19 protein-coding genes are annotated in these 18,845 nt (G+C 33.3%); 9 read left to right on the top strand and 10 right to left on the bottom strand.

Translation table 11 applies throughout. From position 1 onward, the window contains the following. Positions 1-212: 212 nt before the first annotated feature. Together HGP29_RS17760 and HGP29_RS17755 are read right to left on the bottom strand one after the other, a co-directional pair. The gene (locus tag HGP29_RS17760) at positions 213-1,496 is read right to left on the bottom strand and encodes a GDSL-type esterase/lipase family protein (RefSeq protein WP_168883774.1); all 1,284 of its coding nucleotides are present in this window, start codon (positions 1,494-1,496) and stop codon (positions 213-215) included. After that, complete coding sequence (locus HGP29_RS17755; RefSeq protein ID WP_168883773.1) at positions 1,480-2,937, bottom strand: SGNH/GDSL hydrolase family protein; 1,458 nt, start codon at positions 2,935-2,937, stop codon at positions 1,480-1,482. Before HGP29_RS17755 ends, HGP29_RS17760 begins: the two co-directional genes overlap by 17 nt. A gap of 201 nt (positions 2,938-3,138) precedes the next feature. Here HGP29_RS17755 and HGP29_RS17750 point away from each other — a divergent pair, with 201 nt between their 5' ends. Next, positions 3,139-3,621, top strand: a complete 483-nt coding sequence (locus HGP29_RS17750) for a GAF domain-containing protein (RefSeq protein ID WP_168883772.1) — start codon at positions 3,139-3,141, stop codon at positions 3,619-3,621. Positions 3,622-3,679: 58 nt separating this feature from the next. Here HGP29_RS17750 and HGP29_RS17745 read toward each other — a convergent pair whose 3' ends face one another. Continuing rightward, positions 3,680-4,207 carry a D-glycero-alpha-D-manno-heptose-1,7-bisphosphate 7-phosphatase gene (locus tag HGP29_RS17745; protein WP_168883771.1) on the bottom strand — a complete coding sequence of 176 codons (528 nt, stop codon included), beginning with the start codon at positions 4,205-4,207 and terminating at the stop codon, positions 3,680-3,682. A 67-nt stretch (positions 4,208-4,274) separates the two neighbouring features. Next, complete coding sequence (locus tag HGP29_RS17740) at positions 4,275-5,264, bottom strand: glycosyltransferase (RefSeq protein ID WP_168883770.1); 990 nt, start codon at positions 5,262-5,264, stop codon at positions 4,275-4,277. A gap of 200 nt (positions 5,265-5,464) precedes the next feature. Between HGP29_RS17740 and HGP29_RS17735 the strand changes: the two genes are divergently transcribed. The 3 genes from HGP29_RS17735 (at position 5,465) to HGP29_RS17725 (ending at position 8,562) form a co-directional block, all read left to right on the top strand. After that, on the top strand, positions 5,465-6,550 hold the full coding sequence (locus tag HGP29_RS17735) for an Ldh family oxidoreductase (protein WP_168883769.1): 1,086 nt from the start codon (positions 5,465-5,467) through the stop codon (positions 6,548-6,550). Between the two features lie 185 nt (positions 6,551-6,735). Then, positions 6,736-7,296 carry a Pathogenesis-related transcriptional factor and ERF protein gene (locus tag HGP29_RS17730; protein ID WP_168883768.1) on the top strand — a complete coding sequence of 187 codons (561 nt, stop codon included), beginning with the start codon at positions 6,736-6,738 and terminating at the stop codon, positions 7,294-7,296. A gap of 219 nt (positions 7,297-7,515) precedes the next feature. Next, entirely contained in the window at positions 7,516-8,562 is a 1,047-nt protein-coding gene (locus HGP29_RS17725) for a hypothetical protein (RefSeq protein ID WP_168883767.1), read from the top strand. Positions 8,563-8,622: 60 nt separating this feature from the next. Here the strand turns inward: HGP29_RS17725 and fmt are convergent, their stop codons facing one another. The 5 genes from fmt to HGP29_RS17700 all read right to left on the bottom strand — a co-directional run bounded on the left by fmt (position 8,623) and on the right by HGP29_RS17700 (position 13,172). Next, a complete protein-coding gene (gene fmt / locus HGP29_RS17720) occupies positions 8,623-9,549 on the bottom strand; it encodes a methionyl-tRNA formyltransferase (protein WP_168883766.1) in 927 nt (308 codons plus the stop codon). A gap of 2 nt (positions 9,550-9,551) precedes the next feature. Next, entirely contained in the window at positions 9,552-10,274 is a 723-nt protein-coding gene (locus HGP29_RS17715; RefSeq protein ID WP_168883765.1) for a TrmH family RNA methyltransferase, read from the bottom strand. Between the two features lie 88 nt (positions 10,275-10,362). Continuing rightward, positions 10,363-12,144, bottom strand: a complete 1,782-nt coding sequence (locus tag HGP29_RS17710; RefSeq protein ID WP_168883764.1) for a tetratricopeptide repeat protein — start codon at positions 12,142-12,144, stop codon at positions 10,363-10,365. 182 nt (positions 12,145-12,326) lie between these two features. Beyond that, positions 12,327-12,737 carry an Hsp20/alpha crystallin family protein gene (locus tag HGP29_RS17705; protein WP_168883763.1) on the bottom strand — a complete coding sequence of 137 codons (411 nt, stop codon included), beginning with the start codon at positions 12,735-12,737 and terminating at the stop codon, positions 12,327-12,329. 12 nt (positions 12,738-12,749) lie between these two features. Further along, positions 12,750-13,172, bottom strand: a complete 423-nt coding sequence (locus tag HGP29_RS17700; protein ID WP_168883762.1) for an Hsp20/alpha crystallin family protein — start codon at positions 13,170-13,172, stop codon at positions 12,750-12,752. A 238-nt stretch (positions 13,173-13,410) separates the two neighbouring features. Between HGP29_RS17700 and HGP29_RS17695 the strand changes: the two genes are divergently transcribed. The 3 genes from HGP29_RS17695 to HGP29_RS17685 all read left to right on the top strand — a co-directional run bounded on the left by HGP29_RS17695 (position 13,411) and on the right by HGP29_RS17685 (position 16,240). Then, positions 13,411-13,794, top strand: a complete 384-nt coding sequence (locus tag HGP29_RS17695; protein WP_168883761.1) for a hypothetical protein — start codon at positions 13,411-13,413, stop codon at positions 13,792-13,794. A gap of 106 nt (positions 13,795-13,900) precedes the next feature. Then, positions 13,901-14,377, top strand: a complete 477-nt coding sequence (locus HGP29_RS17690) for a MarR family winged helix-turn-helix transcriptional regulator (RefSeq protein ID WP_168883760.1) — start codon at positions 13,901-13,903, stop codon at positions 14,375-14,377. 72 nt (positions 14,378-14,449) lie between these two features. Then, positions 14,450-16,240, top strand: coding sequence for a L,D-transpeptidase family protein (locus tag HGP29_RS17685; protein ID WP_168883759.1), 1,791 nt, complete (start codon positions 14,450-14,452; stop codon positions 16,238-16,240). A gap of 60 nt (positions 16,241-16,300) precedes the next feature. Here HGP29_RS17685 and HGP29_RS17680 read toward each other — a convergent pair whose 3' ends face one another. Further along, positions 16,301-17,122 carry a hypothetical protein gene (locus HGP29_RS17680; RefSeq protein WP_168883758.1) on the bottom strand — a complete coding sequence of 274 codons (822 nt, stop codon included), beginning with the start codon at positions 17,120-17,122 and terminating at the stop codon, positions 16,301-16,303. 257 nt (positions 17,123-17,379) lie between these two features. Between HGP29_RS17680 and HGP29_RS17675 the strand changes: the two genes are divergently transcribed. Then, a complete protein-coding gene (locus HGP29_RS17675; RefSeq protein WP_168883757.1) occupies positions 17,380-17,874 on the top strand; it encodes a dihydrofolate reductase in 495 nt (164 codons plus the stop codon). Positions 17,875-17,884: 10 nt separating this feature from the next. Then, complete coding sequence (gene prmA, locus HGP29_RS17670; RefSeq protein ID WP_168883756.1) at positions 17,885-18,703, top strand: 50S ribosomal protein L11 methyltransferase; 819 nt, start codon at positions 17,885-17,887, stop codon at positions 18,701-18,703. The last annotated feature ends 142 nt before the right edge of the window (positions 18,704-18,845 follow it).

The following is an 18,845-nucleotide window of genomic DNA, read 5'->3' as shown; positions in this document are numbered from 1 at the left end:
AGCTGCAAAGTGCAAATATTTATAAAATAAATCAGTGTGCAAATAACACTTAAATTAAAATATTCACATTTATTATTAAAAATTTACAATGATATTTTTGAAGTTTAAACGTTTTTAATTAATGAATATTCATTCACTTATATAGATAAACGAATATAAGTATACGTTAAAATGTTGTAATTATTATATATAATACATTTTATATATCTAATCTAATGAGATGTTTTAAACCTATCGTAATTTGTAATTAATGCTCTGTAGAATAATTCACCTTGGTATTGATAGCCAAGTCTACTTAAGTGTACACGGTCTTTTGAGGTCATAGAAAGCTCATTCCATTTCTCTATAGATGAGAGGCCTCCCATAACATGGTAGAAATCCCAAATTGTTAGGTGTTCTTCTTGAGCTAATTTATACATCATTTCTATTGCTCTAGCATTGTCCTTATTTAAATATCTAGAGTTTCTGAAATTATCACCTGGAGTCGTCAGAATTATCGGTAAGTCAGGCTGGTTCTCTCTAATCAGCTGAATTAGTTTTTTATAATTTTCATAAAATCTTTGAGGCTTAAATGGAGCGACAAAAGCATCATTTGTTCCTAATGAAATCACCATCATATCAGGCTTCACTTCAGCAAGATCTTCTTTTATCGTTTTACACCTTAAGTAAGAAGTTACCTTGGCTCCGTTTACCCCTGATGAACTATATACAATTCCGGGTGCTTTATTATTTAGTACGCCAAAACCTTTCAGGTCAAATCTCATTGCAGAGTCTTTCTCTTTTTTCAAACCAAGTCTAAACTTCGAAATTGGTCGATCAAATACATAAGAAATATGATCATTAAATAATTCTACTTTTTCTAAAGATGCAGGATTTAAAGGCTGAATAGTAGGTTTAAACTGGGTTCCATCATTCACATCATAAAAAACTTGAACAATATTGCCTCTATAGGAATAGGCTTCATTTCCACTAAAATCTACTGTTAAACTTGCAAAACTCTCTGTTGTAGACGCTGTTATTCCAGCAAGTCCCCAATTGGATTTATGATAACTAATAGATGCTCTTTGTCCTTTCCAGCTACCTATTTTATTCACCTTATAGCTATAAGGATTATTTGTTTTAGCTGCCTTATAGGGAAAAAAGAAACCTCGTCCTGACATGTCAAAACGAGGGTCTTCATAAAATCTTTCTCTTACCCACCCTGAAAAGAAATCAGCTTGAATATGTGAATCACCTAAATGGAAAATATGAACTTGTCCAGCTTTTTTCTCTTCTAAGCGTTCTAGTTTTTTATAAAATGAATAAAGTGTTGTATCACCAAATGATTGTAGTTTATTCAAATCCATACGAATAAAATCATAGGCAACGAATGGTCTTCTAACATTCTCTGTAGATGTTGGTGCTGTATGTGCACACAACAATACCACTGTTAGCAGCCCTTTAATAAACCACAAACCTCTATGTTTACAATAACTGTATTTATTTGGTTTCAACATTCTTCGGATCTCTATTCTTATATCTTTGGTACTCTCTTACTAATTCATTGTACAACATATCACCAATAAAATTGGCTCCTTTTCTAGTAAAATGAGTGTAATCTTTTCCTGCCCATGCAGGACTCTTATCAGCCCATTTTACTATTGAGTTCTTTCCTCCCATAGCTAAATAAAGGTCCCAATAAGCCGCTCCTGCTTTATTTGCCGCTCTTCTTTCAGCAGCCCTTACAGCATCAATATTTGGATACGACTCAATCTTTGAGCCATCTTTTCTTGCCATATCAGAAACACCTACTATTAAAATAGATAGATTTGGATCTACTTCTTTAAAGTGATTGATCTGCTTAATAAGTAAACGCTCATAGTAATTATAGCTTTCCGCTTCTTGTGGTACTACATTTACACCAAACTGTAGTATTAGAAGCTTTACATCTAAGTCAGAAAACAAAGTCTTTAGGTGACCTTTCCTCATTTTTGTAAAGTCTGTTCCGGAGCTACCTCTCATCGGTATATTATCTACTGCGATACCTGTATTACAGTCAAAACTAACACCATACACTTCTGGAGATGCATCGGCTTCAAAAGCTAGATCCAGTTCTCCCAATGCTCCAGATACAGGTAATTTTATTGCTTTTGGTTCAGATGAAGCTTCAATTGTTTTGGGGTCTCCCTCCACTTCATTCATTGTATATTTTAAAGTTACATCTGCTACCGTATTTCTTAGGTAGACTTTAAAGTCTTCAAACTCTTTGTGCTGAGTCTTAGAATAGGGAGCTTTTTCAAATGAAATAGTGGCTTCAGTTCCATCAAAAGTGTAGTACTTTCCAAAGAAACCGTAATCGTTATGTTTTCCTCTATATTTTTTAGGTCCAAAACAAATAAATTGTTCCCAATTATCAGAATAAGATTGAGCCAATGTAGTTCTCATATTTTTTAACTCAGTGATTGGCACTAAACCTACACCACAGCCTCCAAATTGTTCTTGTAGATTCTTTCTCAACCTTTCTGTCATACGGTCACCTTCTAACTGAGAATCTCCATAATGTAAAACTCTAATCATACTTCCTTTTTCAGAAATATCACTTAAACCTCTAAAAAAGTTATCTAAGTACTCTTTATCTCCATTTGGATATTCAATAGCTACAGCTCCTTTAGGCGTTTTTACTACTAATGGTTTTTCTTCAACTGGTGTCCAAGTAGAATTTTCTTCAATATCGGATAGATCAACTGTTAGATCTTCTTCTTCATACTCTTCTTCTGAAAGGTCTGTATTTGCTTCTTCTGGAGTTAATAAACTTTCAGGTAAAACATCGTCTGCAGTTGGTACTCTCACTTCTGTACCAAATATTGATATTTCTTTAGGAGACATCATTAACACTATGGCTAACATTATCCCTATATAAATAAGTATTTGAAGAATCTTAAGTGGAGTTATTTTCATTTTACTATCAGGTTATTGAGTTATTATCTTTGTTTATCGGTAACAACTACAAAGTTTATTCAAAAAATTTATACTAAAAAAGTACTCTAAAGATATAAAAGAACATACATATAGAGGTTATTCTAGTATTAATTTTTAGAAAGAAATTTTCCTTATGTATTATTGCTTGTACTTTTGCAGTCTTATATAAATAATAACGTTATGGCTGAAGAATTATATATACCAGATCATACATCAAAAGAAGAATTATACAATAGTTTAATTCCTCAAATAAAAGGCTTAACATCCATCGAAAGCGATTTAATTGCCAATTTATCCAATACATGTGCTGTGCTTAAAACAGCGTTTGATCATCTTTGGATTGGGTTTTACCTAGTGAAAGAAGATGAATTAGTATTAGGCCCATTTCAAGGTCCAATAGCTTGTACAAGAATAAAACCTGGTAAAGGTGTTTGTGGAACAACTTGGAGTGAAAAGAAAACATATGTTGTGGAAGATGTTGAAGCTTTTCCAGGGCATATTGCTTGTAGTTCTGCTTCTAAATCAGAAATCGTAGTTCCTGTGATTAAGAATGATGTCGTTGTAGCTGTCTTGGATATAGATAGCGACACACTATCCACTTTTGACACCATCGACCAAAATTACTTAGAAGAGCTTTGTGATTATCTCTCAAAATTCTTCTAACAACAAAAAAGAGAATAACGACATCGTTATTCTCTTTTTTGTTGTTTAATATATTCAATTATTGGTTGGCTAAGATAATTTTATCTACTGCTTCCAATAAGTTTTTTGCATAATGTGTAGCTACAGAACCTTCTACTAATGGATTATCTACTTGAATTCTGTGCTGTATACCTACTTTTTCTGCTGGAATAAGATCTCTTTCCTTATCTCCAATCATCCAAGTATTTTCCATATCAGCATTGTACTTATAAATAGCTCTTTCAAACATTAAAGTACCTGGTTTACGGCTTAATGAATTCGACCATTTCTCATGAAGAGGTGCATAAAACATATCATCAATAGCATGGTCACAAGCTTCTTGTAAAGCATTGTGGCAAATGAATACGTCTTCCTTTTTATAGATACCTTTTACGATACCCGACTGATTTGTCAAAATAACAAGCTTAAAACCCGCTTCTTTCAACTTGTTAAGTGCCTCTGGTACACCCGGTAACACTTCGAATTTCTCTAATGTATAGGCATAGTCCACATAGTCTTTATTCAAAACACCATCTCTGTCTAAAAAGACACACTTATTTTTTTCCATTTTTTCGTCTGTAATGTATAAACGGTTTTCGTCACAAAGGTAATATAAAGATCATAATCTAAACTACTTATTCAGAATTGTATACTCTTCCCTTCCACTCTACAGGTGGAGAAAATAAAGAATATACCAATAAACGATTGTAACAGTAAGTATGATAAAGATCAAAAAGTAATACAGACCACCAATCTACTTTTTCGTTTAGTTGGTATTGAATTCCCACAAGGGATAACATTTTAAAACAATAAACAGTAGGAATTAATAGTCCAAACTGGGGATTAAAAAAGGAAATAATGATTAAAAGTGGGTAAAGTGTGATATTTAGGTAATTAAGTACCACTAAATAAATAGGTAGTTTTTTTGCTCCTTGCATCCACCTCCAACGCTGAGACAACCAACTATCCATGCTATCAACACCAACTGTTTTGGCTAATACCTTTTTGCTATATAACTGTTCATAACTTCCATTTTGACTAATAATAGATTGAAATATAGCAAAGTCTTCAGCTACTGTAAAAGGTAATTTTCTAACTCCTCCAATCTTATCAAACATTGTTCTAGTGATCCCCATATTATTACCCATGGCAGTAAGCGGAATATTAATTTTTGAGAAAATTTCGATCTGTTTTAACGCCAAAAGCCAATCTAATCGTTGAAACCCGAACCAATTTCCTTTTCCTTCAACGGTAGTCACTCCTGTAGCAATATCATGAGATTTCAGTGAAATGTACATTGTTTCAACCCATTGATCAGGATAAACAACATCGGCATCAGCAAACAGTAAATACTTACCTTTTGCCTGTTCACTAAGGTAGTCTATCACATTAATTTTACCCTTCAATTCTCGATTTTGTGGAACGTCAACACAGTGAATATGTGAATATTGCCGAATAAATTTATCAACAATCTTTTTTGTATTATCATATGAATCATCGTTACCTATTAATAACTCTATGTTTACATTGTTATTGAAATGTTGATTAAGAAGGCTATTCAAGCAGTTTTCTATATTTTTTTCTTCATTTCTAGCTGCTATCAAAATACTTACTTCTATCTGCATGTATTCGTTTTATTTCCTGTTAAAAATTCGTTAGATAGACTTTTCTCATTTGTCCAAATTGAGAAAGTTGATAAATTTGTGACATCAACAATCGTATAAACCTTTTTTAGCGAGGTGATTGCGTGTCGATTTTTATTTCAAACAAATTTCATTACCGTCTACAAAACGGTTACAATTTACTGCATTAAAACATAGCTTACATGTCTAACGGGATTAATTTAATTTCATACAATACACTTTTCAATTTTAGTAAAAACGTATTTCTTGCCATGGGATGTCCGGAAAAGGATGCCGACTTAGCAGCCAACGTTTTACTATCTGCAGATTTAAGAGGTGTTGATTCTCATGGAGTTGCTCGTCTGATTGGTTATGTAAGATTATGGGAAGCAGGTAGAATTAACCCTACACCTGAAATAAAAATTATCCACGAAACACCTAGTACAGCTACTATCGATGGTGATGCTGGTTTAGGACTAGTTGTCGCTCCACAAGCTATGCAAGTGGCTATTGATAAAGCTACCAATGTTGGAACCGGATGGGTTTCTGTCAAAAACTCTAACCACTATGGTATTGCGGGTTATCATGCAATGATGGCTTTACAACATGATATGATCGGTTTATCGATGACAAATGCAAGTCCTTTAGTATCTCCTACTTTCTCAAAGGAAAGATTATTAGGTACTAACCCAATTGCAATGGCGATCCCTGCTGGTGAAGAACCACCATTTGTTGCCGATTTTGCTACAACTACTGCTGCAAACGGTAAATTGGAAATTCTTCAACGTAAAGAAGAAGATGCTCCTGTAGGTTGGGTACAAGACAAACAAGGAAACTCTACAACAGATGCTGCTGCTCTTAAAAGCGGTGGTGCATTGTTACCGTTAGGTAGTGATAGAGTGAGAAGTAGTCATAAAGGATATTGTTTAGGTAGTATGGTAGATATTTTATCGGCTGTGTTATCTGGTGCAGGTTACGGACCTTGGGCACCTCCATTTGTAAGTTTCCTTCCATTACCTGAAGATCCTGTTGGAGAAGGTTTAGGTCACTTCTTTGGTGCCATGAGAGTTGATGGATTCAGACCAAAAGAGGAATTTAAATCTCATATGGACAACTGGATTAGAAGATTCAAAACTGCCGAAACTGTGGAAGGTCAGGAAAGAGTATTAATTCCTGGTGATCCAGAAAGAGAAATTGAACACGAAAGACGTACGGTGGGTATCCCTGTATTGTCTCCTGTTATAAAAGACCTAGAAGAAGTAGGTTCAAAATTCGATATAAAGCTCTAAGTAATCTTTATTACTTAGACTTTTAAATTGCTATAAACTAAACCAATACACTACTTCCTTCTTAAACCTTTTATTGCTCATTATTGGGCAACAACTATAAACCAATTTATTAACCCCTCAGGATTATACCGACTTGAGGACACACAACTTTAGTTAGCTAGATTAACTGTCTAAAACCAAGAAAAATGCTTTACAAAATTAAACTAAAAAATGCAGACGAGCATGTGCTTCTGTCTGGTGATGCTTATGATTTTATTACAAATAATGAGTATTACAACCAATTAGATCTTTTGAATAACCTAAGAATGCATGCAAGTGGTTATGTATTTTTTCAAAAGAATTATCCTAGACCTAACGGTGGCTACCAAAATATTACCATTTACCTTCACAAATTAATTGCAGAAAAATTTGTACCTCAACAAGAGTCTACAAAACGTCTTTTTGTTCGTATTAAAAACGGCAATGCGTTAGATTGTAGAGAAAAAAACCTTGAGTGGGCAACGATGGCTGAATTAAGAAGAAATCAGAAACATCACCACAACAAAACAGGTTACAGAGGGGTAGTAAAAGTAAGTAAAAAGACATTCAGAGCAGTCCTTTACTCCAAAGGACAAAGATATGATTTAGGCTTATTCCCTTCAGCAGAAGCTGCTGCAGAGGCTTATAACAATAAATCACAAGAGTTATTTGGCAAAACTAAGAGTCTCAATAAAATAGAAGACGAAATGGTTGCCGAAATGGACTAATTACATCAATAGCCCTATAACTTTATAAGGTGTTTTTCTTAGGAAAAGCACCTTTTTTTACTTTTTTACAAAAAAAAGTATCTATCAGAGAATCAATTATTAATATTTTCCGTAAATAATAGTGAATAAATAATCATTCATACGTAACTTTATAACACTAAGCAGTTGAATGGAATAGTTTATTCAATTGTTTCACAATAACCTTCAAATTCACTTTTTATGGCACAGCAAAGAAAAAAACGTACTACTACTGCTAAGACCGAAGGTGGTAAAAGTACTACAACCCGCAGAACAACAAGAAAGCCCGCAGCAAAAAAAACAACTGCTAAAGCTGAAGATGCTCAAAATTTAGAGCAAAAAGCAACTGAACAAACATCCACTCCAAAACAAGAAACTGTTGCCGAAACTGTAAAAGAAACTGTTGATAAAGTGACAGAACAGGTTTCTGAAACTGTAGATCAAACTACCCAAACAATTTCTGAGTCGAAGGGTAAGATTGTTGAAACAGTAGCGAAGACTGTTGAAAGTACTTCAAAAACAATTAATGAAGCTACTGATAACATTAAAGAAACCGCTAAAGAAAATATAGAAAAAGGAAAAGAAGCAGCGAAAGATGCATCAGAGAAAATAGAACACAAAGTAGAATCAATCGTTGATGAAACTAGAGAATTCTCACATAAAACAATTGCTGATGCTTCGGCTTACTCTAAAGAAAAAGTAGAATTTGTTACCGAGAAAACTAATACGGTAATCAATAGGTCTGAAGAAGCTGCAGGTAGAATTTTAGAAGAAGCTAAAAGTCTATCTGATGCTGCATTAGAAAGTGCTGAAGCTACTAGTAACAAAGTAATTGAATTAGCTAGAGAAACTGTTGAAAACACTTTTAAGAGTTCTCAAGAGATTGTCACTAAAGTAGTTGATAAAAGTAAGTCCTTTTCTGAAAAAACATCTGGCAAGTCTAACGAGACGATTGAAAACTTATCTCACCAAGCAGATGATTTGATTAATGAATCGGCTAGATTCGTAAAAGAAACTTCCGAAAAAGTGCTTCATACTTCTAAAGAAATTATTGACCAACCTTTAGATACAGCTATTAATATCTTTAATAGTACTCATGACGCAACTACTCAGGCAGTAGAAGAGTTATCTGATAAGGTCGTTCGTTTATCTCCTGTTGAACTTCCTAAACAAGAAGAAGTAAAACGCTTTATTTCAAATGGAGCTGCATTTGTGATCTATCCGGTACTAAAGTTGCTAAGATCATAATACATACATCACTATATAAAACGATCCCAACTCCTATTATAGGAATTGGGATCTTTTAGTTTATTCGAATTTTGTTCCTAGTAAGAATGCATCTACAGGCATTCTTTTCTTGCCTTGCATTTGCCATTCATGTACTGCAATAAAACCATCTGCAGTTTTAATATAGAAATATTTCTTATTGTCAGTAGCAAAACCATCTTCATTGGCAACTACATCCGTATCATAAACTTTTGATACCTTGAATAACTTGTATGTCTTTCCTTGAATCTCTGTCCAAGCCGCAGGGTACGGTGACAAACCTCTAATAAAATTGTACACTGTTTCCGTATCTTTTGTGAAGTCAATCTTACAAGTTTCTTTAAAGATCTTTGGAGCATGCTTAGGTTCGCCTTCGATCACCTGAGGTGTTGTTGAATAATCGCCCTGATCAATTTTTTCGACCGTTTTTAAAACTAGATCTGCACCAATATTCATTAATCTACCGTAGACATCCCCAACGGTATCTTCCTCATGAATCGGCTCTTCTTGTCTAAAGATAATATCACCTGTATCTATTTCGTGTTGTAAAAAGAAAGTGGTTACACCTGTTACTTTTTCACCATTAATAATTGCCCAGTTTATTGGAGCAGCTCCTCTATAATCTGGTAATAATGAACCATGCAAGTTAAAGGTACCAATCTTCGGCATAGACCAAACCGCTTCAGGTAACATTCTAAAAGCTACAACAATTTGTAAGTCTACTTCTAATTCTTTTAACTCTTGTTGAAATTCCGGTTTCTTTAAGTTAGTCGGTTGTAGAATATTCAATCCTGCTTCTTCAGCATATTGTTTTACAGGAGAAGACTGTAATTTTCTTCCTCTACCTGCTGGTTTATCTGGAGCAGTGATTACACCTACAATATTATAACCGTTTTCTACTAATATTTTTAATGAAGGAACAGCGAAATCAGGTGTTCCCATAAATACAATTCTTAAGTTCTTATCCATATCTATTTTTGATTTTCTTGTTCAAATGTCTTAATAACACTGTCAACATGTTTAATTGACTTATATATCCATGCCATTTCAATCACTTTTTTCTCCTCATCAGTTAATGCCCAATTGATTGTTGGATCTTTACGCATTTTAGTACTCAAGTGATTTAAAACGAGTGCTGCACTAACAGAAATATTAAAACTTTCAGCGAAGCCATGCATTGGTATTTTAATCTTATAATCTGCCGCTTCCATAGCTTCATCAGTAAGGCCCTCAAACTCATTTCCAAACATTAATGCCAATGGCTCATCAACAGGTAGATCATCCAAAGTCATGTCTGTATGAGGAGATGTAGCTACAATTTTATACCCTGCCTTTTTCAAATGACTGACAGATTCCTCTAAGCTTTTATATTTATTGATATCTATCCATTTTGCAGACCCTTTGGCAACACTAGTAGACAACTGAAACTTATCTTCTTCATCGATCACATGCATTTGTTGAATACCAAAACAATCACATGTTCTTACAACTGCAGCAGCATTCTGAGGTTTATATATTTCCTCCAACAAGACTGTCAGGTGATTTGTTCTTTCCGACAGTACTTTTCCAATTACCTCTTTTTTATTAGGTGTTGCAAAATCCTTTAAATATTCAATTAAACCTTTTGTCTCCGCATACTTTTTAAACTCAGAAGTATGAAAGAATTTAGGATCATTCTCGTCTGCGTAAGGCATTTATATTACTTTATTAGCCAAGAAAAGCTGCTTAAAAGAACCTCATTGTATCCCTTAAGCAGCTTTTCTCATTATTGTATCTTTTTATCTAGTCAAGTTCTTCAAACTTGGGAGGAGTTGTATTTTTCAAATCTCCATCTACAAATTGGATAATAGGTACATACTGATTGTCTTGCGACTCAAAATAATTAACAGCAGGTAGCATATATCCTTTTCTTTGTTTTTCAGATTCTTGCAAAGCAGAAACAAAACCGTTTCCATATTCATGAAGGATAGAACCGAAAGTGAAAATGGTTTCAAATCCTTTAAATACAAAGTCTGTAGGCTGGTTATTAAACTTCTCTTGGTAATCTGCAATAAGTGTTTTTACTCTATAATCATCATCATTGTACCAACTTGGGAACATGATATTGATTTTTGCTGACTCCATTTGTCCATAGCTTAATTGCTTAAACTTCAACCACTCCTCAGGAACATATGTTGTTGCTTCTGGCCCTAAAGAAAGTAAAGCACTAATTGTACTTAAAGCTTCAACTTCATTCGTTACTGCAACAAATACATGTGCTGTAGAATCTTTTACGAATTCGATCGAATCGCCTTCAATTACTTTAGCCAATGGATCAAAGAGTTCTTGAGTGATTTTAAAACCATCTACCGGGTCAAATTCTTGATAAACAGCAATCTTACCACCCTTCTCTTCATATGCTTCTTTAAATGATGCTGCCATTTTCTTTTCTTTTGTTGAATGGCCAAAAATCACATACGCTTCTACGGTATCCGCTTTAATTCTCATCGAGTCTTCTTCTGGAATTAACTCTAAAGCCGCTAATTCTTGCTCTCTTAAGTGGTGTCCCAAGCTTTTACCAATAGTAGCAGGAGTTGAAGTAACTAAAAACGCATTAGGGTGATCAGCGATTATAGAAGAATTATTTGATATCGGATTAACCATTGGAATGCCTGTAGAATCTGAAAATGCCTGTACATAAGGAATCATATTCGCATACAATGGACCAACAATAAGATCTACATTCTTCATAGATGCTTCAGACAACAATGATTTAATATGAGTTGTATCTCTTTTTGTATCAAATGCTAAAACATCAACTTTAATATCTCTTTTTTCTAAGTATTCCTTTCCTAATAAAATACCTTGATAGATGTTATATACAAACTCATTTTTTACTCTTAAAGCTGCTCCATCCGTAGTTTCAGTAAAAAACGGAAGCATCACAGCCACAGTATATACATCTTTAAACTCAGATTTCTTTACAAAGTGCTTACTGATTTCAACCCCTAGATTCTGAGCAAGTTTTTCTAATAACTCATTATCTTTTTGATCTTCAGAAAGAGATTGTAATTTCTCCAATAATACCAATTGTACAATCTCATTATTGGGGTATTTGTCATAAAGAGATTTTACTTCTTCATAAGTTAAATCCTCAGCCGAGTGGTGAGTTATTGCATTAATATTTTCTGCGAAGCTATCAGTTGTAATTTTATTAAAAAGCTCAATAGCTTCATCCACTTTCCCTTCTTTTACATAAACGTTACCTAATAGGTAGCGTGCTTCATCAAGGTGATTCCATGAAGAGTATAAACTCACTACTTTTTGTAATTGAGCACTCGCTTCCTGGTAATTCCCTTCCTGATAATATGCATATCCCATTAATGTTAATGCATAAGGTTGAAGAGTAACATTTTTCATGTTTAACATATCCTCTAAAACCACAATACCAGGTTGATATTTTCCTTGGTCAATTAACTGTTTAGCGTAAGTATATTTATCTGATTCTGTTTTTCCTCCGTTTGATTGAGCCAGCAAAGGCATGGATAGAATTACACAAAAGAGTAATGTAAAAATGTGTTTCATAGAAGGTGACAAAATTGCCAATATTGATAACCGTTTAATTTAGTACAAATATTAGATTCACTTCTTATTTATTGAGTAAATCAAATCAACATGCAATTTAAAGAATCATGTGATATATAAAGAAAAAAAGCCAACCTGATTAAACAAGTTGGCTTCGATTTATTGGATTTGACGATTATTTATTAGTTGATATCAATTTTTTTCTTCTCAACATTAATATTTTTAGGAAGAGTTACTGTTAAAATTCCGTCGTTATAAGAAGCATTGATATTTTCCGTATCAATATTATTTGGTAAAGTGAATGTTCTTTCAAACGATTTACCCTTAAATTCTCTTTTTAGGAATTTCACTCCTTCTGCATCTTCTTCAAGATATTGGTGTGAAATCACTAATTTATTTTCTTCAACAGAAATAGAAACCTCTTCTTTTTTTATTCCAGGAATAACAACTTCTACAGTATACCCTTCTGCTCCTTCTTTCACATTCATTGGAACATGAGCATCCGTTGGGTTTACAGTATCTAACACATTGATCACATCATTCATGAATGATGATATAAAAGTTGATGGATAATCAGACATTGAATACTTCATTCTTAATATTTTTTATTGAATAGATACTTTTAAAGGTGCTTTTTCTTCACTTTTAACAAGTGAAATCAACAAAATTCCTTGTTCAAATTTCGCTGATAATTTCTCTGTATTTACATTCTCAGGAAGCTTATATACTTTTTTAAAGTCTTTCACTTCATAACCTCTTACTAAGAATTTTTCAATACTCTCGTTATTACCTTCTTCTGTTTCTTTCGTAGGTTGCTTGTATTCTATTGTCAACTTATCTAACTCTACATCAATAGAAAAAAGTTCTTTTTTATAACCTGGAACAACCAACTCTAATTGGTATTCAGTTTCCAATTCTTTCACATTTACTGGAATATGTGTTGTTACATTTCTTTCAATTGTATTGAAAAAATCAGCTACAAAAGATCTATTTCTACGAGGATAATATTGTGATTTTGAGATACCCATTTTATATATATTTTAAGTTTAAATTATTAATCAATTTCGATCATAAATTTACAATGAGTATGCCAACGAAAATTTAATGTCATTTTGTCTTCATTTAGGTAAAAATATAATAAATCAACTGTCATTTTGGCAAAATCAATTAAATGAGCAATAAAACAAATGTGAACAATGTCAGTTGAAATGAACTTTTTAGCGTACAACATAATAAAGTCACTTAAACTATTAATTCTCTAGCTTTATGAACTATAAATTCCAAATCTCCATAATCATTATTGTGTTATTGTCGTTCTTCGCCATCCTTACGGTTAGTGCTGATGACAACATCAGAAAGGCAACAGAAGAACTACAGAATGCAAAAAGTTTGATATCAACTGATATGAAGTATTCTCACATGAGCGAGAGGTTATCAGCGATATCTCAGGTACAACAAAGAATCAATTTGGCTCAGCACCATTTAGAAAATGCTTCCCCTGATACTGAAACAGGTAATAATGTAGCTGATGTAAACAATATTTTAGACGATATTCAACTTTCTCTTAAACAAGAAGCTTTAGAAGGGGAATCGGAATTAACGAAACAAAAGCTTGAAAAAGCACTACAATTACTATCTGATAATCAGTGAGTTTTATTTTTAACAATTAAAACTATTGATTAAACCCCAACAAATAAGTACATTAGAACTTGTTAAAAAAGATGAACCACATCATTACATAGTAAAGGACAATTATATGAATAGTTTAATGAGAGAAGACGTTGAAGAAAGAAGGAAGTTGACTAAAATAATAGCACAAACTTCTAGGCTAGGAAACTACACTCTTGGTCGTGCTTTTGAAAAAGAAGGTCTTCCAATCTCACGTGAACAGTGGGATGTATTAGTTATGCTATGGGAAAAAGATGGGCGAGCACAACAAGAATTTGCTACTTTCCTTTTGAAAAATAGAGCAAGTATTACAAGCTTGATCGACAATATGGAAAAAAATAGCCTTGTAACTAGAGTGCCTAACCCTAACGACAAGCGTTCTAAACTTGTTTATTTAACAAGGAGAGCAAGAGATCTTAAAGATCAAGTAATTGGAATTGCAGAAACTTCAATTTTACAAATTACCGAAGGTATTGAACTAAAAGATATTCAGTTTGCTGTTGATATTTTAAGAAGATGTCTTGAGAACATCAACAAGTATCACAAACAAATTATTGAAGACTAAATCATATAATAAGTATTTGTTAGGGTTATATAGAAATAATTCTAGCAAATACTTTTTTTCTAATAGAGCTTTATGAGCTTATCTCTATCAATTTTATACTCCAGAAACTTTTTAATCTACATTTGTGCACTTTTCTTCTCTGCTATTCAGCTTAACGCACAAAATGCTTCAAAAGACGATATTCAACGCGTACTTTCTACTGTTTCTGATCCAAATGCTGAATACACTTTCTTTTCTGATAGTCTAATGCCACTTATTTATGAAAGAGTGGATTATGATTATATATGGAAATCACCTACATCTATCGATGGATTAATTTATAGTATTCATGATGCCTACAATGATGGGTTAACCCCTGAACATTATCATTTAGAACATATTGAAACGCTGTTGAATAAGAAAAAGGAAGGATCAATAACTTCATTGGAAGCAGCTACACTAGATATTTTAATGACAGATGCAGGGATACTTTTATCATCACATTACCTATGGGGTAAAGTTCAACCAGAAACGATTTCAACTACATGGAATTATGATACTCAGGAAATTGATGGTGATAAGATTGAGCTTTTCCTTGAGCCCATTCAGGCAGGTTTAGTGAAAGAGGCTATTTCAACACTAAAACCTAAAGATGTTTTATATACTGGATTAAAAGCAACATTAGCTCAGCTAAGAGAAATAAAAGAAAGTGGTGGTTGGAGTAAGCTTCCAAAAATGGAAAGTATTGAGGTCGGTGACCAAAATGAATATATTCCAGAACTAAGAAAAAGATTAGCAGTTACAGGTAATCTCATCACTTTTGATACTACTATTTTAAAAGTAGATTCTGTTTACAGATCACATAGCGAAGGTGTTGTGGTTAATGATGCCCCTTCAATTCATCCTAAAGTTGATACTGTCAAATCATTTATTCCCTATTCTCCAATACCTGTATTGGATTCAAGCATGGTTACTGTTCAATTCTTAGATACCACTTCAACAATATTTGATGATAATCTACGCCGATCTGTAATCAAGTTCCAAGAAATGTACGGTTTAGAGACTGACGGCAAAGTGGGTAAAGCCACTTTAAAACAGTTAAATATTCCAATCAAAGATAGAATCAACACTTTAAGAGTGAATTTAGAGCGTACAAGGTGGATCAACCCAGAAGATAAAGATAATTTCATCTTTGTGAATATCCCTAGTTATGCGTTATTCCTACATAAAAATGGAAGGTGGTTTTACCAAACAAAAGTAATTACTGGTAAACCATATCATCAGACTCCTGTATTTAAGTCCAAGTTAAGTTATATCGATATCAATCCTACTTGGACGGTACCTTATAGTATTGCTTCAAAAGAGATGCTTCCAAAACTGAAAAAGGATGCTTCTTATTTAGGAAAACATAATATGACTCTATATGACAGGTCAAACAATATTATTGATCCTACAACAGTTGATTGGAAATCTATCAAACAAACAAACTTTCCTTACTTCATCGTACAGGGATCAGGACCAAGAAATGCATTAGGTCATGTGAAATTTATATTCCCGAATAAGTATTCTATTTATTTACATGATACACCTTCAAGGTACCTTTTCAGTAAAAACACCAGAGCATTTAGCCATGGTTGTATTCGAGTTTATCAACCTGTAAAACTGGCTTCTATTTTAATTAACGACCCTAATTATACAGAGCAAAAGATTGAAGAAATAATTAAGGAAGGAGAACTTAAAAGGGTGTATTTACAAGATCGACCTACTGTTTATTTAATGTACTTTACGGCGATATTAGGCCCTGAAGATGCAATACACTTCTACGACGACATCTATTCAAGAGATAAAAGGGTATTGAAACAATTAGATAAAAAGCCATATTAATAAAAAAGACTTCAGTAGAGTATACTACTGAAGTCTTTTTCTTTTTATGAAATGATGTTCCTATTTTCTACTACCAAAGAAGAACGTTAAGAACATGGCAGAGTAAAAATTTCTATTATCAGAACTAGCCATAATTTGAACCTCTTTTGCATACAAGTCACCAATTAGACCTGCCTCAATTCCGGTGATACTTCTTTTGTTCATACCAAATTCGAAAGTTAAAGATGCTTTAAAAGCCAAACCTGCTGTAACACTTGCATTCGATAAACTTTCACCTAAAGATCCAGTACCTTCTATATAATTACTGAATTGTAAATAATCATCTTGAGTAAATTGCTTGGTCTGTGTTTCTCCACTAGCATCTCGATATTTCACCATATAAGGAGCTACAATACCAATTGCAGGACCAACACTATATAAAAAGTTAATCTGAACACCTTGTTTTCTAGCTTTTTTAAATATGATCAATTCTTTGCCAAACATCGGACGAATGGAATACAATCGATTCATTTTTCCAAAGACCACTCCTTCCCCAGTATACGTCTGTCTTTTTTGCTCTTTTGGGTGTCTAATACTCAGAAGTTCTAGATTAAAAGAGTGATATTTTTTTTCATTTTTGATTTTACCAACAGTACCAGTAGTAACTTTAGTTTTACCACTCCCTTGTCCTAGAGAAGTTTCTATTTTGTGTCTGTAGAAATAATTTCTTGCGTGACGTATAGAGAAACCTCCGATAAAACCACCGTAGGTGTTCATCATTATTCCAAAAGCCCATTCCTTTTCATAATACTCATCTTCCTCTTCTACAGGAAATTGAGCATATCCAGAAAAAGGAATAGCAAGGATTAACAACAGAGGTATAAGTATATATTTCTTTTTCAAGTTTAGCTAATTTTATTTGTGGTAACAGATGAATAAGGGTTTCTTCTAGTAATTTACATTCTAATATTGATTACTACAAGACACAAATTCAGTTTAATGAGTAAAATATCATAGAACTTTCCATTAAATTTGTTGATAGGGTGAAAAAATAATAACATTTTGTGATGATAAAACTAATTAAATCGATTTTTCACTTCTTATGGATGCTGTTCATGTCACCCTTTTACAAAGTATCCACTTTGAATAACTAATTGAATATGAAAATATCTATCATTGTTGCAAAGGCAGAAAACAATGTGATAGGCAAAGACAATCAGCTTATTTGGCATATTCCCGCTGATTTGAAATACTTTAAGAAAGTTACTTCTGGTCATTGTGTAATTATGGGCCGCAAGACTCATGAGTCAATCGGTAAATGTCTTCCTAACCGTCTAAATATTGTTATTTCTAGAAATAGCGAGTACCAAGGTTACGAAAGATCAGTAATCGCGAACAGCTTAACAGATGCAATTGAAGTTGCTCGTCAGAATGGAGAAAATGAAGTATTTATCATTGGCGGTGGAAGCATCTACGAAGAAGCCATGTCTTTAGCAGATAAACTTTACGTTACTGAAATTCATGATCAGTTTGTTGGAGATACATTCTTCCCTGAAGTTTCTTCTGAAAACTGGGTCGAAATCTCAAGATTTGAATACCCAAAAGGAGAGAATTCTCCTTATGCATATTCCTTTGTAAATTATATAAGCAAGTAGTTAATAAATAATGAAATACGTTGTCATCAAGGTAAAGTGCTCAGAAGAGATGAGCGAGGTGGTACAGGCCATTTTAGGAAATATAGGTTTTGATGCCTTTTTAGAAAATGAAACTGGCTTCGAAGCTTCCATAGAGAGCAACCTGTTCAATGAAGAAGAAATGAAAGAGGCACTTTCTTTCTTTGATGATCAAATCACTTATGATGTAGAAGAGCAAGAAAAGCAAAACTGGAATAAACTATGGGAGAGTCATTACAATCCTGTAGAAATTTCAGAAGATCTTCAAATTAGAGCATCATTCCACCCGAAAGATCCTAAGTACAAATACGAAATTGTGATTACTCCAAAAATGTCATTTGGTACGGGTCACCATGCTACAACCACATTGATGTTAAGAAATCAATTAATGATTGATCATCAAGATAAGAATGTAGCAGATTTAGGCTGTGGTACAGGTATTCTTGCTGTAATGGCTAAGTTATTAGGGGCTAAACAAGTTGATGCTTGTGATATTGAAGATTGGTCTTGTGAAAACGCTCTGGAAAATGCCGCTCTAAATAATGTTGATGTTAGAGTGACATGCGGAACAGTAAATGAAATGGAGAAACTAGACCAATATGAGATTGTATTGGCCAACATTAACAGAAATGTTCTCCTATCTGAAATGCCTACATACCAAGGTCTCTTAGTTAAAAACGGAAAATTATTATTAAGTGGCTTCTACACTGAAGACCTACCTATAATCAAAGATCGTTGTAAAGAAGTGGGGTTAACTTATGTATCTCACCTAGAAAAAGACAATTGGGTGAGTGCGGTATTTGAAAATTAGATACCCAAATCCCCTTTTTGGATTATTTTTTGCAATTTAAAGTATCTATACTTTAGGGCTGTAACTGAAGTTCATTCTATTACAGCCTTTTTTTAACAGAACGCCACTTTTGATTCAAATATGGTATCAAAATCCAGATATA

The sequence above is a fragment of the Flammeovirga agarivorans genome (assembly GCF_012641475.1).
In the GTDB taxonomy this organism is placed as follows: Bacteria; Bacteroidota; Bacteroidia; order Cytophagales; family Flammeovirgaceae; genus Flammeovirga; species Flammeovirga agarivorans.
The sequence above is the reverse complement of the archived record's forward strand: the minus strand, read 5'-3'. Positions and strand labels throughout refer to the sequence as shown.

Excerpts from the sequence above, each read along its gene's own strand:
- HGP29_RS17725 (WP_168883767.1), top strand. The coding sequence starts at position 7,516 with ATGGCACAGCAAAGAAAAAAACGTACTACTACTGCTAAGACCGAAGGT.
- HGP29_RS17750 (WP_168883772.1), top strand. The coding sequence starts at position 3,139 with ATGGCTGAAGAATTATATATACCAGATCATACATCAAAAGAAGAATTA.
- HGP29_RS17715 (WP_168883765.1), bottom strand. The coding sequence starts at position 10,274 with ATGCCTTACGCAGACGAGAATGATCCTAAATTCTTTCATACTTCTGAG.
- HGP29_RS17730 (WP_168883768.1), top strand. The coding sequence starts at position 6,736 with ATGCTTTACAAAATTAAACTAAAAAATGCAGACGAGCATGTGCTTCTG.
- HGP29_RS17700 (WP_168883762.1), bottom strand. The coding sequence starts at position 13,172 with ATGGGTATCTCAAAATCACAATATTATCCTCGTAGAAATAGATCTTTT.
- HGP29_RS17740 (WP_168883770.1), bottom strand. The coding sequence starts at position 5,264 with ATGCAGATAGAAGTAAGTATTTTGATAGCAGCTAGAAATGAAGAAAAA.
- HGP29_RS17745 (WP_168883771.1), bottom strand. The coding sequence starts at position 4,207 with ATGGAAAAAAATAAGTGTGTCTTTTTAGACAGAGATGGTGTTTTGAAT.
- HGP29_RS17705 (WP_168883763.1), bottom strand. The coding sequence starts at position 12,737 with ATGAAGTATTCAATGTCTGATTATCCATCAACTTTTATATCATCATTC.
- fmt (WP_168883766.1), bottom strand. The coding sequence starts at position 9,549 with ATGGATAAGAACTTAAGAATTGTATTTATGGGAACACCTGATTTCGCT.
- HGP29_RS17710 (WP_168883764.1), bottom strand. The coding sequence starts at position 12,144 with ATGAAACACATTTTTACATTACTCTTTTGTGTAATTCTATCCATGCCT.
- HGP29_RS17760 (WP_168883774.1), bottom strand. The coding sequence starts at position 1,496 with ATGTTGAAACCAAATAAATACAGTTATTGTAAACATAGAGGTTTGTGG.
- HGP29_RS17735 (WP_168883769.1), top strand. The coding sequence starts at position 5,465 with ATGTCTAACGGGATTAATTTAATTTCATACAATACACTTTTCAATTTT.
- HGP29_RS17755 (WP_168883773.1), bottom strand. The coding sequence starts at position 2,937 with ATGAAAATAACTCCACTTAAGATTCTTCAAATACTTATTTATATAGGG.
- HGP29_RS17690 (WP_168883760.1), top strand. The coding sequence starts at position 13,901 with ATGAATAGTTTAATGAGAGAAGACGTTGAAGAAAGAAGGAAGTTGACT.
- HGP29_RS17685 (WP_168883759.1), top strand. The coding sequence starts at position 14,450 with ATGAGCTTATCTCTATCAATTTTATACTCCAGAAACTTTTTAATCTAC.
- HGP29_RS17695 (WP_168883761.1), top strand. The coding sequence starts at position 13,411 with ATGAACTATAAATTCCAAATCTCCATAATCATTATTGTGTTATTGTCG.
- prmA (WP_168883756.1), top strand. The coding sequence starts at position 17,885 with ATGAAATACGTTGTCATCAAGGTAAAGTGCTCAGAAGAGATGAGCGAG.
- HGP29_RS17675 (WP_168883757.1), top strand. The coding sequence starts at position 17,380 with ATGAAAATATCTATCATTGTTGCAAAGGCAGAAAACAATGTGATAGGC.